At 72.6% G+C, this 13,362-nt stretch carries 11 protein-coding genes and 1 tRNA gene; 8 read left to right on the top strand and 4 right to left on the bottom strand.

Annotation, left to right across the window (positions count from 1 at the left end):
- Positions 1-246: 246 nt before the first annotated feature.
- From thrC to argS, 4 genes are all read right to left on the bottom strand, one after another.
- Positions 247-1,296 carry a threonine synthase gene (gene thrC / locus IRY44_RS12540; protein WP_135241817.1) on the bottom strand — a complete coding sequence of 350 codons (1,050 nt, stop codon included), beginning with the start codon at positions 1,294-1,296 and terminating at the stop codon, positions 247-249.
- Positions 1,297-1,408: 112 nt separating this feature from the next.
- On the bottom strand, positions 1,409-2,713 hold the full coding sequence (locus IRY44_RS12535; protein WP_194800568.1) for a homoserine dehydrogenase: 1,305 nt from the start codon (positions 2,711-2,713) through the stop codon (positions 1,409-1,411).
- The gene (lysA, locus tag IRY44_RS12530) at positions 2,710-4,095 is read right to left on the bottom strand and encodes a diaminopimelate decarboxylase (protein ID WP_194800567.1); all 1,386 of its coding nucleotides are present in this window, start codon (positions 4,093-4,095) and stop codon (positions 2,710-2,712) included. The genes IRY44_RS12535 and lysA overlap by 4 nt, the downstream gene beginning before the upstream one ends.
- A gap of 4 nt (positions 4,096-4,099) precedes the next feature.
- Complete coding sequence (argS, locus tag IRY44_RS12525) at positions 4,100-5,767, bottom strand: arginine--tRNA ligase (protein ID WP_194800566.1); 1,668 nt, start codon at positions 5,765-5,767, stop codon at positions 4,100-4,102.
- A 98-nt stretch (positions 5,768-5,865) separates the two neighbouring features.
- Between argS and IRY44_RS12520 the strand changes: the two genes are divergently transcribed.
- From IRY44_RS12520 to IRY44_RS12485, 8 genes are all read left to right on the top strand, one after another.
- A complete protein-coding gene (locus IRY44_RS12520; protein WP_194800565.1) occupies positions 5,866-6,702 on the top strand; it encodes a DUF3105 domain-containing protein in 837 nt (278 codons plus the stop codon).
- 10 nt (positions 6,703-6,712) lie between these two features.
- Positions 6,713-7,387: a DUF305 domain-containing protein gene (locus tag IRY44_RS12515; RefSeq protein WP_194800564.1), complete on the top strand. Its 675-nt coding sequence runs from the start codon at positions 6,713-6,715 to the stop codon at positions 7,385-7,387.
- A gap of 594 nt (positions 7,388-7,981) precedes the next feature.
- Entirely contained in the window at positions 7,982-8,677 is a 696-nt protein-coding gene (locus IRY44_RS12510; protein WP_194800563.1) for a winged helix-turn-helix domain-containing protein, read from the top strand.
- 76 nt (positions 8,678-8,753) lie between these two features.
- Positions 8,754-8,825, top strand: a tRNA-Arg gene (locus tag IRY44_RS12505).
- 146 nt (positions 8,826-8,971) lie between these two features.
- On the top strand, positions 8,972-9,367 hold the full coding sequence (locus IRY44_RS12500) for a GntR family transcriptional regulator (RefSeq protein ID WP_194800727.1): 396 nt from the start codon (positions 8,972-8,974) through the stop codon (positions 9,365-9,367).
- Positions 9,364-10,263, top strand: a complete 900-nt coding sequence (locus tag IRY44_RS12495; RefSeq protein ID WP_194800562.1) for an ABC transporter ATP-binding protein — start codon at positions 9,364-9,366, stop codon at positions 10,261-10,263. Before IRY44_RS12500 ends, IRY44_RS12495 begins: the two co-directional genes overlap by 4 nt.
- Positions 10,260-11,231, top strand: coding sequence for an ABC transporter permease subunit (locus IRY44_RS12490; RefSeq protein ID WP_194800561.1), 972 nt, complete (start codon positions 10,260-10,262; stop codon positions 11,229-11,231). Before IRY44_RS12495 ends, IRY44_RS12490 begins: the two co-directional genes overlap by 4 nt.
- Before the next feature lie 108 nt (positions 11,232-11,339).
- Positions 11,340-13,337, top strand: a complete 1,998-nt coding sequence (locus IRY44_RS12485; protein WP_194800560.1) for a helix-turn-helix transcriptional regulator — start codon at positions 11,340-11,342, stop codon at positions 13,335-13,337.
- The last annotated feature ends 25 nt before the right edge of the window (positions 13,338-13,362 follow it).

Below are 13,362 nucleotides of genomic sequence, written 5' to 3'. Positions count from 1 at the left end.
ACACTCCCGACATCCGCCCCAGCCGATGACACCGCCGCGCTGCGGGGGTCGTCCGTTGCCGCCTTGGTCGACGCCACTTCGCCGAGGTGACGGCGTCCAGCCCACTCCGATCCCGCCCGTGAGCACGTCACCCGGTTGTTGATCCACTCCACTTCGCCGAAGTGGTTGCATCCCACCCACCCCGACCCCGCCACCTCCCCGAACTGGAGTCGATCAAGGAAGGGGAACGTCGCGGGGAGGGAGAGATCAGACCAGGTCGAGGGAGCGGGCGGCGGCCAGCGCGTCGTTGGCGATGGTCACCGGCGCCGGCGCGGTCGAGATGGCCCACTCCGGGTCCTTCAGGCCGTGCCCGGTGACCGTGCAGACCACCCGCGACCCGGCCGGCACCCGGCCGGCCTCGGCCTGCTGGAGCAGACCGGCGACGCTCGCCGCGCTGCCCAGCTCGACGAAGACGCCCACCTCGCGGGCCAGCAGCCGATACGCCGACAGGATCTCCCGGTCGGTGACCGCCGAGATCAGGCCGTCCGAGGCGTCCCGCGCGTCGATGGCCTTCGTCCAGCTCGCCGGGTTGCCGATCCGGATGGCGGTGGCGATCGTCGACGGCTCCGGCACCACCTGACCGGTGACGATCGGGGCGGCGCCGGCCGCCTGGAAGCCGTACATCCGGGGGGCCTTCGTGGCGTTGCCGTCGCGCAGGTCCTCGGAGTAGCCCATCCAGTACGCGGTGATGTTGCCGGCGTTGCCGACCGGCAGGCAGTGGATGTCGGGCGCGTCGCCGAGCGCCTCGACGATCTCGAAGGCGGCGGTCTTCTGGCCGTGCAGCCGGTCGATGTTGACGGAGTTGACCAGCGCGACCGGGTAGTCCTGGGCGAGCTTGCCGGCGAGCCCGAGGCAGTCGTCGAAGTTGCCCTGCACCTGGAGCAGCTTCGCGCCGTGCACGAGCGCCTGGGCCAGCTTGCCCAGCGCGATCTTGCCCTGCGGCACCAGCACCGCGCAGGTGATCCCGGCGCGGGCCGCGTACGCGGCGGCGGAGGCGCTGGTGTTGCCGGTGGAGGCGCAGATGATCGCCTTGTCACCGGCCTCGACGGCCTTGGAGACCGCGACGGTCATGCCGCGGTCCTTGAACGAGCCGGTCGGGTTGGCGCCCTCGACCTTGAGCCACACGTCCGCGCCGACCCGGGCGGAGAGCACCGGCGCCGGCAGCAGCGGCGTGTTGCCCTCGTGCAGGGTGACGACGGGAGTCGCCCCGGTGACCGGCAGCCGATCCCGGTACGCCTCGATCAGTCCCCGCCACATGTCGTGCTCCTCGCCTCTGTCGCCCCGCTCCGGGGCCTGCCAACAGCGTGGACCAGCCTGCCCGCCCGGCCACCGGCACACCCTGCTCTAACCATCAGGCGGGACGCGTGGGTTACGCGCCGCCCTCCACCCGAAGCACACTCGTCACCGACCTGACGATGTCGAGTCCGCGCAGCTCACGCACGGTGGCCGCGAGCGCGGCGTCGGGCGCGACGTGGGTGACGATAACGAGTTCCGCGTCACCGCCGGCCGGGCCCTGACGGACGGTGGCGATGGACACCTCGTGCCGGGCGAAGACGCCCGCCACCCCGGCCAGCACACCCGGCCGGTCGGCCACGTCGAGGCTGATGTGGTAGCGGGTGAGCGCCTCGCCCATCGGCCGCACCGGCAGGTCCGCGTACGCCGACTCGCTCGCCGCGTGCACCCCGGCGAGGCGGTTGCGGGCCACCGCCACCACGTCGCCGAGCACCGCGCTGGCGGTGGGCGCGCCACCGGCGCCCCGGCCGTAGAACATGAGCTGCCCGGCGGCGTCGGCCTCGACGAAGACCGCGTTGAACGCGTCCCCCACGCTCGCGAGCGGATGCGTCAGCGGGATCATCGCCGGGTGCACCCGCACGTTGACGGTCTCCCGGCCCTCCGCGTCGACGCCCCGGGCTGCGATGCAGAGCAGCTTGATCGTGCAGCCCATGGCCTTGGCGCTGGCCACGTCGGCGGCGGTCACCTCGGTGATGCCCTCGCGGTGCACGTCGGCGGCGGTCACCCGGGTGTGGAACGCCAGCGAGGCGAGGATGGCGGCCTTCGCGGCGGCGTCGAAGCCCTCCACGTCGGCCGTCGGGTCGGCCTCGGCGTACCCCAGCTCGGTGGCCTCCTCCAGCGCCTCGGCGAACCCGGCGCCGGTGGCGTCCATCGCGGAGAGGATGAAGTTCGTGGTGCCGTTCACGATGCCGGTGACCCGGGTGATCCGGTCGCCGTGCAGCGACTCGCGCAGCGGGCGCAGCAGCGGGATGGCCCCGGCGACGCTGGCCTCGTAGTAGAGGTCGGCGCCACCCTCGGCGGCGGCGTCGTGCAGCGCGGCGCCGTCCTCGGCGAGCAGCGCCTTGTTGGCGGTGACCACGCTCTTGCCCGCGCGCAGCGCCTCGACCAGCCAGCCCCGGGCCGGCTCGATGCCGCCGACCACCTCGACCACCACGTCCACGTCGTCGCGCTTGATCAGCCCGAGCGCGTCGGTGGTGAACAGCGCCGGGTCGACCGGCAGGTCGCCGCGGTCACGGCCGATCCGGCGTACGGCGATCCCGGCGATCTCCAGCGGGGCGCCGATCCGGGCGGCGAGGTCTTCCGACTGCTCGTGCAGCAGCCGGACCACGTCGCTGCCGACAGTGCCGCAGCCGAGCAGCGCCAAGCGAACCGGTGAGGTCATCCCACATCCAATGCCAGCAGGTCGTCTTCGGTCTCCCGGCGGACGATCAGCCGCGCCCGACCTTCGCGGACGGCGACGACCGGCGGCCGCGGGACATGGTTGTAGTTGCTCGCCATGCTCCGGCAGTAGGCCCCGGTGCCGGGCACCGCGACAAGATCTCCGGGCTGCACGTCAGCGGGCAGGAATTCATCCTTCACCACGATGTCCCCCGACTCACAATGCTTTCCCACCACGCGGGCGAGCATCGGCTGTGCGGCTGACGTGCGGTTCGCCAGCGTGGCCGAGTACGAGGCGTCGTAGAGAGCGGTACGGATGTTGTCGCTCATCCCCCCGTCCACGCTCACGTACGTCCGCAGGCCACCCACGTCTTTGACGGTCCCGACCGCGTAGAGCGTGAACACTGCCGGGCCGACGATCGCGCGACCCGGCTCGACCGACAGGTGCGGCACGGCGAGGTTCTCCGCCGCGCACTCCCCGTCGACGATCTTGCGCAGGCGCTTCGCCAGATCGTGCGGTGACGCCGGGTCGTCCTGGGTGGTGTACGCGATGCCGAAGCCGCCGCCCAGGTCCAGCTCGGGCAGCTCCACGCCCCGGGCGTCGCGGATCTGCGACTGGAGGGCGAGGACCCGGCGGGCGGACACCTCGAAGCCGCTGGCGTCGAAGATCTGCGAACCGATGTGCGAGTGCAGGCCGCGCAGCTCCAGCACGTCCTCGTCGAGGATCTTGAACGCGGCCGCCGCGGCGGCACCGCCCGCGAGCGAGAAGCCGAACTTCTGGTCCTCGTGCGCGGTGGCGATGAACTCGTGGGTGTGCGCCTCCACGCCGACGGTGACCCGGACCAGCACCTTCGGGCGTACCCCGCGCTCGCGGGCCAGCTCGGAGAGCCGGTCGATCTCGGTGAACGAGTCGACGATGATCCGGCCCACGCCGGCGTCCACCGCCCGGGTCAGCTCCGCCACCGACTTGTTGTTGCCGTGGAAGCCGATCCGCTCCGGAGGCATCCCCGCCGAGAGCGCGGTGGCCAGCTCGCCGCCGGTGCAGACGTCGAGGAACATGCCCTCCTCGGCGATCATCCGGACCACGGCGCGGCACAGGAACGCCTTGCCGGCGTAGTAGACGTCCGCGTCCGGGAAGGCCGCCCGGAACTCGCGGCAGCGCTCGCGCAGGTCGTCCTCGTCCAGCACGTACGCCGGGGTGCCGTACTCGACGGCCAGGTCGCGGACGTCCAGGCCCGCGACGGTGAGCGCGCCGCCGGGGCCGCGCGCCACGTTGCGCGGCCACAGTTGCGGCACCAGGGCGTTGACGTCGACCGGGGTACGCAGCCAGGCCGGCCCCCGGGTGCCGATCTCGCCGTGCAGCGCGCCCGCCTCGTGAGCCCGCACGGCGCTACATCCTCTCCGGCGCGGACACCCCGAGCAGGTGCAGGCCGTTGGCGATGACCACCCGGGTGGCGTCGTTGAGCCAGAGCCGCGCCCGGTGGGTGTCGGTGATCTCCTCGTCGCCCTGCGGGGCGATCCGGCAGTTGTCGTAGAACCGGTGGTACGCCTGCGCGACGCTCTCCTCAAGGTAGCGGGCCACCCGGTGCGGCTCGCGCAGCTCGGCGGCGGTCGCCACCACCGCCGGGAACTCGGCGAGCGCCTTGAGCAGCTCGTTCTCCTTGTCGTGGCCGAGCAGCTCCGGCTGGAACGCGGCGGCGTCGCCACGGGTCAGCCCGATCTCGGCCGCGTTGCGGGCCACCCCTGCGGTACGCGCCGCGACGTACTGCACGTAGTAGACCGGGTTGTCGTTCTTGGCCCGGGTCCACAGCTCCACGTCGATGTCGATGGGCGAGTCGGCCGAGTAGCGGGCCAGCGCGTACCGGGCGGCGTCCACGCCGATCGCGTCGACCAGGTCCTCCAGCGTGACCACGGTGCCGGCCCGCTTGCTCATCCGCACCGGGGCGCCGTCGCGGACCAGGTTGACCAGCTGGCCGATGAGGATCTCCAGGTTGCGCGCCGGGTCGTCGCCGAAGCACGCGGACATCGCCTTCATCCGGCCGATGTAGCCGTGGTGGTCCGCGCCGAGCATGATCACGACCCGGTCGAAGCCGCGTTCCCGCTTGTTCAGGTAGTAGGCGCAGTCGGCGGCGAAGTACGTCCACTCGCCGTTGGACTTGCGCAGCACCCGGTCCTTGTCGTCGCCGAACTCGGTGGTGCGCAGCCAGGTCGCGCCCTCGGACTCGAAGACGTGGCCCTGCTCCCGCAGCCGGTCCAGCGCCGCGTCCAGCGCGCCCCCGTCGTGCAGGTCCTTCTCGTTGAAGTAGGTGTCGAACTCCACCCCGAAGTCGCGCAGCGAGGACTTGATCTCGGCGAACATCAGCTGGACGCCCTCGTTGCGGAACACCTCCTGGGCGGCGTCCTCGGTGAGGTCGAGCACATCCGGCCGGCGCCGGACCACCTCGGCGGCGATCTCCGCGATGTACGCGCCGCCGTAGCCGTCCTCCGGCGCGGGCTCGCCCTTCGCGGCGGCCAGCAGCGAGCGGGCGAACCGGTCGATCTGGGAGCCGGCGTCGTTGAAGTAGTACTCCGTGCCCACGTCGGCGCCGGTGGCGCGGAGCAGACGGCTCAGCGCGTCGCCGACGGCCGCCCAGCGGACCCCGCCGATGTGCACCGGGCCGGTCGGGTTCGCCGAGACGAACTCCAGGTTGATCCGCTGACCGGCGAGGGTGTCGCTGCGCCCGTACGCCGGACCGGCCTCGACGATGACCTTGGCGAGCTGACCGGCGGCGGCCGCGTCCAGGCGGATGTTCAGGAAGCCGGGTCCGGCGATCTCCACCGACTTGATCCCCGGCGCCTTGGCCAGTTCGTCGGCCAGCGCTGTCGCCAGTTCCCGCGGCGGTACGCCCACCTTCTTGCTGAGCTGGAGCGCCAGCGTCGAGGCGTAGTCACCGTGATCGGGATTACGGGGTCGCTCGACGGTGGTCTGCGCGGGCAGCGCGGCGCGGTCCAGTCCCCGCTCGTCGAAGACGGCGTGGGCTGCGGCGAGGACGACCTCGGCGAGTTCTGCGGGAGTCACTGATCCATGTTATCGGGGGTAGACTCGGGCACCGCGGAGGCGACCCAGCATGTGAACCGGCCCCGCGCTCCCCTGACCGACCGACCTGACGAGGCACGATGAGCATCAGCACCCCGGGCGGCCCGGAGCGCCGTCCCACCGTGGTCAGCACCGGCAAGAAGCCGGCCGCCGGCCGGCCCTCGGCTGCCGACAAGCCCGCCGCGAAGGCCGGCTCGGGCAAGGCCGGGGGCGGCAAGGGCACGCCACGGCAGGGCGCCGGGGGCAAGGGCCGCAAGCCGGTCGCCCCGGTGAAGGTGAGCCAGGGCCGTTCGTGGGGCCCGATCGCCCTCTTCGTCGCGGTCGGCGTCCTGGCCGTGGGCATCATCGGTGTCGGCGCCTGGGCGGTCTACCAGGGCGGCCAGCCGTGGCAGAAGCGGGCCGAGGCGATCGACGGCATCGTCGACTACCGCGCGAAGGACAAGGACCTGGTCAAGGGCGGCAACCACCAGCCCGGCGCGATCAAGTACGACGTCCTCCCGCCGGTCGGTGGCCCGCACAACCAGGCCTGGCAGAACTGCATGGGTGACGTCTACGACGCCCCGATCGCCAACGAGCACGCGGTGCACAGCCTGGAGCACGGCACGGTGTGGATCACCTACCGCCCGGACCTGCCCGCCGACCAGGTGGAGAAGCTCCGCAGCAAGGTGCAGGGCAAGGAGAAGACGATGCTCAGCCCGTTCGAGGGGCTGGACAAGCCGATCTCGCTCCAGGCCTGGGGCTACCAGCTCAAGGTCGACAACGCCGACGACAGCCGGATCGACGACTTCATCAAGACCCTGCGGGTGAACGCCTCCATCGAGGGCCCGAACGCGCTCTGCGACCAGGGCGTCACCGCCACCGGCACCGCCCCGCGCGACAACCTGCAGAACACCATGCCCCAGCAGCCCACCCAGTGAGGACGCCGCGATGACCGCTCCGGTGACCACCGACAGCGAACTGGACGAGGCTCCGGCCGCCGACCAGGGCGGCCGGGGCGCGGTGCGCCGCTACGGCCTGCTGGCGGTGGCCGCCGCCCTCGTGGTCGGGCTGGTCCTCGGGTACGCGGGCGGCCTGCTCACGCCGACGCTCACCCGTCCGGGTGAGAACTCGGCGGAGGCCGGCTTCGCCCGGGACATGACCGCCCACCACAACCAGGCCGTGGCGATGGGTCTGCTGGCGTTCAGCCAGGGCCAGGACCCGGAGGTACGCCAGGTCGGCGTGGACATCGCCACCGGCCAGCAGGGCGAGATCGGCACGATGCAGACCTGGCTGCGGTCCTGGAAGCTGGACCCGACCGGCGAGCAGGCGCCGATGGCGTGGATGAAGGACGGCGGCGGGCTGATCAAGAACGGCCTGATGCCGGGCATGGCGACGCCGGAGGAGATGGCGAAGCTGCGCGCGGCGAGCGGCCGCGAGTTCGACGTGCTCTTCCTCCAGATGATGATCCGCCACCACATCGGCGGGGTGCACATGATCGACGGCATCCTCGACGAGGGGGGCGACGACGACGTGCTGGCGGTCGCCCAGATCATGAAGAACACCCAGCAGAACGACCTGACAAACCTGAACGCCGCCCTGAAGCGCCTGGGCGGCACCCCGTAACACCCGCCGCCCCGCACGATCCCGAGGCCCGGTCCCCTTCCCAGGGGCACCGGGCCTCCCCCGTCCCCACCCCCACCCCCGGCCCCGGCCCCGGCCCCGGCCCCGGCCCCGGCCCCGGCCCCGGCGATCTTGCACTTACTGCCTCAGCGCTGCCGGATTCGCCCCGTTATGGGAGGTCCGCAAGTGCAAGATCGCGGGAGCAGGGGGGCAAGGGCGGCCCGGGGTCAGTTCGACAGGGCATCCTCGCCGCCTCGCGCGTGCGCGCTTCCGGTTCCGCGCTCGCTCGACACCAGCTCGGGGAGGTGGGGTTATCCCCACTCTTGATCGACACCAGCTCGGGGAGGTGGTGGGGTCGGGGTGGGTGCGATGCAGCCACTTCGGCGAAGTGAAGTCGATCAGCAACGGATGAGGCGTTCGGGCGGGAGAGGCGGTCGAGTGGGGCGGTGTGGCCCACGCGAGGGTTGGGTGATCAGGGATAGTATGTTCCGGTTTGGGTGTTTGTAACGGTTTGGGGTTAACGGGTCATTGTGGAGGTTGGAGAGTTTTCTACCCACATATCGTGACCAGTTGCGATTCGGGCTCGTTGCCCAAGACGTGGGGGTTGCACTCAGAGACGCAGGGCGGTCGGTGACCAGCTGGTGCCGACGCCACACCATCGGCGGTGACGGAGCGGTGGCAGCCGTCCGTCGCGGACTGCGGCAGGGCGAGCCGGGAACGCTCAGCCGCGAACAGGAACTCGAACTCATCGACGTGCTCCGGGGGGTCCACCCCGACGAGTTCGGCCTCGACGAGGAGCTCTGGACACGGCAGAGCCTGACCACCCTCATCGAGCGCCGGTTCGGCCTGGCGATGGAGGCCGGCACCGTCGGGGCGTACCTCCGGGCCTGGGGTCTGGGGCCGCGCGAGCCGCGCGAGCGGGCCTGCGGCCTGTGCGTCGGCGCGGTCGAGCGCTGGGTACGCAGCGAGTACCCGGCGATCACGCGGGCGGCCCAGGAGCACGCCGCGGAGGTCTACTGGATCGGCCGGGTACGTCTGCGCGGCACCATGCCCGCCGCCGACGTGGTCTCGGCGGTGTCCTCGCGGGGACGGGTGCGGTTCATGGTGACCACGCCGTCGGTGGACCCGCCGCTGCCCCGGGACTTCGTGCTGCGGCTCAGCGGCGCCGAGGAGCGCACCGTGCACCTGATCGTGGACGGCTCGTGGCCGCGCAACGAGTGGCCCCGCCGGCTGCCCCGCCGGGTCGTGCTGCACCCGCTGCCGAGCTGCGGTCGCGCCGTCGCCGCGGCCTGATCCGACGAAGATCGACTCGCGGGGGTACCGATTCGGTGATCCGGGAGGGGGTTTGCTACTCTTCTCGGGTCGCTGAGCCCCCGTAGCTCAGGGGATAGAGCACCGCCCTCCGGAGGCGGGAGCGCAGGTTCGAATCCTGCCGGGGGCACACCTGCTAAGAACCCAGAACAAAAGACCTTCACGAGCCCGACAGCCACCTTGGCTGCCGGGCTCGTTTCGTTTCCGGGCGAGCCGGCCTCCTTGACCACCGACCCACCGCTTTACTACGTTACTAGTAAAGCAGTGAGGAGCACCGTGTTCGTCTTCCGGCTCGACACCCACTCCGGCGTGCCGCCGTACCTGCAGCTCGTCCAGCAGGTCCGCCAGGCGGTGCTGCTGGGCTTCCTCCAGCGCGGCGACCGCCTCCCGCTCATCCGCGAGGTGGTCGAGGACCTGGCGATCAACCCCAACACCGTGGCCAAGGCGTACCGGCAGATGGAGCAGGAGAACCTGGTCACCGGCCGGCCCGGCCAGGGCACGTTCGTCAACGAACAGCAGTCGGCCGCGATGTCGGCGTCCACGTACACGTCGCTGCGCCGCGGCCTGGAGACCTGGTTGCGCCGCGCCTACGCGGCCGGCCTCGACGAGCAGGCGGTGGACGCGCTCTTCACCTCCGTCCACCAGCAGACCAGGAAAGAGGACGTGGCGTGACAGCGACCGGGTTGGCGCTACGCACCGACGGTGTGGGCAAGCGGTACCGGAAGGGCTGGGCGCTGCGCGACTGTACCCTGGCCCTGCCTGCGGGCGGCGTGATCGCCCTGGTCGGGCCGAACGGCGCGGGCAAGACCACGCTGCTGCGCATGGTCGTCGGGTTGCTGGCACCGAGCACCGGCACGGTGGAGGTCCTCGGCCGGGACGTCACTGCGAGCACCCCGCAGACCCTGTCCCGGGTCGGGTTCCTGGCCCAGGACCACCCGCTGTACAAGCGCTTCACCGTCGCCGAGATGCTCCGCTTCGGCCGGGCCTGCAACAGGCGGTTCGACCAGGGGCTGGCCGAGCGCCGGCTGGCGAAGCTGGGCATCCCGCTCGACCGCAGGGCCGGTTCGCTCTCCGGCGGGCAGCAGGCCCAGGTCGCGTTGGCTCTGGCCCTGGCGAAGCGGCCGGAGCTGCTCGTCCTCGACGAGCCGGTGGCCAGCCTCGACCCGCTGGCCCGGCACGAGTTCCTCCAGGTCCTCATGGGCGCGGTGGCCGAGGGCGGGGTCACCGTCCTGTTCTCCTCCCACGTCGTGCACGAGCTGGAGCGCGTCTGCGACCACCTGGTCGTGCTCAACCAGGGCCGGGTCACGCTCGCCGGTGACATCGACACCCTCCTCGCCGAGCACCGGCTGCTCGTCGGCCCGCGCACGGCCAACGACCTCGACCCGGCCGCCGCCGTCGTGGAGGCCGTCCACAGCGACCGGCACACGACCCTGCTGGTACGCGACGGCGGGCTCCCGGCCGCGCCCGGATGGCAGGCCCAGCCGGTCGCGCTGGAGGATCTGGTGCTGGCGTACCTGCGCCGGCCGTCCGAGCCGGGCGCCGCGGTCACGCCGGGGGTGCCGGCATGACCTGGTTGATCTGGCGCCAGCACCGGACCGAGGTCTGCGTCCTGGGTCTGCTCGTCGGCCTGTTCGGCGTCGCCCTGCTCGTGCTCGGGGCGCAGGCCCACGACCTGTTCCCCGGCGGTCCCGCCCGGTGCGCCGGCGGAGCCGGTGTCGACGAGGCCTGCGCCGCCTCCTTCCGCCGGCTCGACGACGAGTACGGGTACGTCGAGAACCTCCTGGCGGCCTTCTACCTGGTTCCCGTCGTCATCGGCGCGTTCCTCGGTGCGCCGCTGCTCGCGCGCGAACTGGAGGACGGCACCTGGCAGCTCGCCTGGACCCAGGCCGTGCCGCGGATGCGCTGGCTGGCGGCCAAGCTCGTGGCGCTGGCCGGCGTCACAGTCGCGCTCACCGGGATGTTCACCGCGGTGCTCACCTGGTTCCGTCAGCCGTTCGACGCGTGGGAGGGGCGGTTCCAGTACGACGCCTTCGACCTGGAAGGGCTCGTCCCGGTGGCGTACGCGCTGTTCGCGTTCGGCGTCGCCACCGCCGCGGGGGCGATCCTGCGGCGCAGCCTGCCCGCGTTCGGCGTCGCGTTCGGCGCGTTCCTCGCCACCCGGATGGCTGTGGCGCTGCTGGCCCGTCCCGCGTACGCCACACCGCTCACCGCCACGGCGCCGGTCCCCGCCGGCGGTTCGACGGACCGGGCGGAGCACCTGCCCGGCGTCGCCGACTGGGTGATCGAACGCGGCTACGCGGACGCCACCGGGCGCCGGCTGAGCAGCGTCGAGTACTACGAGCTGGAGGACGCCGCCAACCGGGCTGGCACCAACCTCAACCAGTTCCTGCACGCGCGGGGCATCCAGCAGTTCGGCGTCTACCACCCGGCCGACCGGTTCTGGACGTTCCAGCTCGTCGAGGCGGCAATGTTCCTCGCCGTCGCGGCAGTCCTGATCGGTGTGGTGGTGTGGCGGGTCCGGCGCCGGATGATCTAGGTACCGGGCGAGCGAACCGCTTTCACCTTTGTCCCCCGATTCGGGGATGGGCAGGTCGTGACCTGGCTAACCTCGCGGTGAACGGGTCGAACCTCAGCACCTGCGAAGGTGAGCCAGTTGCCCGAGACACCGTTGACCAACCGCCCCAAGATGCACACCGGCGTACCCTCGTCGCTCACCACCGCGCAGCGGTGGGTACTGCGCGGCGTCGCCGTCGCGGACGCCCCCTGCGGCCTGTGGTTCCTCGAAGCGGTTGCCGAACGTACCGGCAGCACGCCGGACGAGCCGATCGACGCGACGGTGGAGGAGCTGATCGCGCGCGGGTTCCTCGTCGACACCGCGGCCGGGCTGCGACTGGCCTCGATCGCGCTGCGCGACGACGTCCTGCGGGACACGCCGGCCTCGGTGCGCCAGGCGCTGCGCGAGACGGCCGCCGAGGTGCTCGCCGACGCCGGACGCCCGGCCCAGGCCGCCCGGCAGCTCCTCCGGGTGCTTCCGGCGGTGAGCCGGTCCGCCCGGGCGCTCGCCACGCGGCTGGCGGCCGACCCGGCGGTCGGACCCAGCCTCGCCGCGGACCTGCTGCTGGCCGCCCCGGCACCCGGCCCGGCCGACGAGCGCCTGGCCTGGCTGGTCGACGTCGCCGACAACCTCTATCTGGCCGGTCGGGTGGACCATACGCTGCGCATGCTGCACCGGGAGGTCGCCGCCGACAGGTACGGGCCACGGCAGCGGGCGATGCTGCTCGGGCGGCTCGGCGCCTACTACGCGACGCAGCGCCCCTCGCTGTCCCTGACGTACCTCGGTCGGGCGCTCAACCAGGAACTGGACGCGGCCGGGCGGAGCTGGACGCTCACCATGCTGGCGTCGCAGGCGGCCCGGTTCGGGCACCCCGACGCCGCCGAGCTGGTGGCGGCGGCGGAGCGGGCCCACGAACGCAGCCCCTCCCCCGGCGGCGGCATCCGGCTGGCCCTGGCGCACGCGTCCCGGGCCAGCGCCACCGGCGACCTGCCCCACGCCGCGCGGATCCTCCGGGAGGTGGACGCGGGCGAGCCCACCGCCCGCACCCAGGCGATCTTCCTGCGCGTCGACCGGGTGGCGAACCAGATCGCGCTCGGCCGGTACGTCGACGCGGCGACCGCGCTCGACAGCGTGGCCACGGAGATCGACACGCTCGGTGCGGTGGCGCAGCCGCTGGTGACCGCGCTGGACTGCGTCCTGCGGCTGACCACCGGTGAGCTGGCCGAGGCCGAGGTCCGGGCCCGTCTCGCGCTCACCGGACGCGGTGGCGCCCTGCCGGCGCAGGCCCGGGTGGACCTGCTCGCCACGGTCGTGGAGGTGCTGCTGCGCCGGGGTGAGGTGGCCGCCGCCCGGGAACTGCTCGCCGGGGAACGCCCCGCCGTGGGCTGGCCGGACGAGATGCAGTGGTTCCGGCTCGGCTGCGCCGCCGCCGGCGACCCGGAACCGGGCCGGCACGCCGCGCTGCTGCGCGCCGCCTTCGCCATGCCGGACCGCTCGGTGGCTCCCCTGCTGCTGGTGCCGCACCACGGCCCGAGACTGCTCCGCGCGGCGCTGGCACTGGGCGACCGGCAGCGGGCCGAGGCCCTCGCCGACCACCTGAAACGGGCCGCCGGGACGGCGAACAACGCGCTCTGGCGCGGGGTGGCGCACCAGGCCGACGGGCTGCTGACCGGCGATCCGGCGGCGCTGCGCGCGGCGGTACGGCTGCTGCGCACCACCTCCGCCCGGCCGGCCCTGGCCGACGCGCTGTACGACCTGGCGCGGTCGCCCGGGCTGCCGTCGGCCGAGACGTTCGACCTGCTGGCCGAGGCCGACGCGATGTACACCCGGATGGGTGCCGGCGGGACACGGGAGCACGACGGCCCGGCAGGCGACGAGGCCCGCCGTCCGGCCGTGGCCGCGCTGACACCCGCCGAGGTACGGGTGGCCGAACTGCTCGCGGTCGGCATGACGAAGCGGGAGGCGGCCCGGGACCTGTTCGTCTCGTTCCACACCGTCGACACCCACCTGCGCTCGATCTACGCGAAGCTCGGTGTCCACAACCGGGTGGAGCTGGCGCTGGTCTGGGAGTCCCGGGAGGACGGCTGAACGCGGACGCCCCTGCGGCGTCCGC

The sequence above is a fragment of the Micromonospora sp. ANENR4 genome, from assembly GCF_015354395.1.
GTDB lineage: Bacteria > Actinomycetota > Actinomycetes > Mycobacteriales > Micromonosporaceae > Micromonospora > Micromonospora aurantiaca.
The sequence above is the reverse complement of the archived record's forward strand: the minus strand, read 5'-3'. Positions and strand labels throughout refer to the sequence as shown.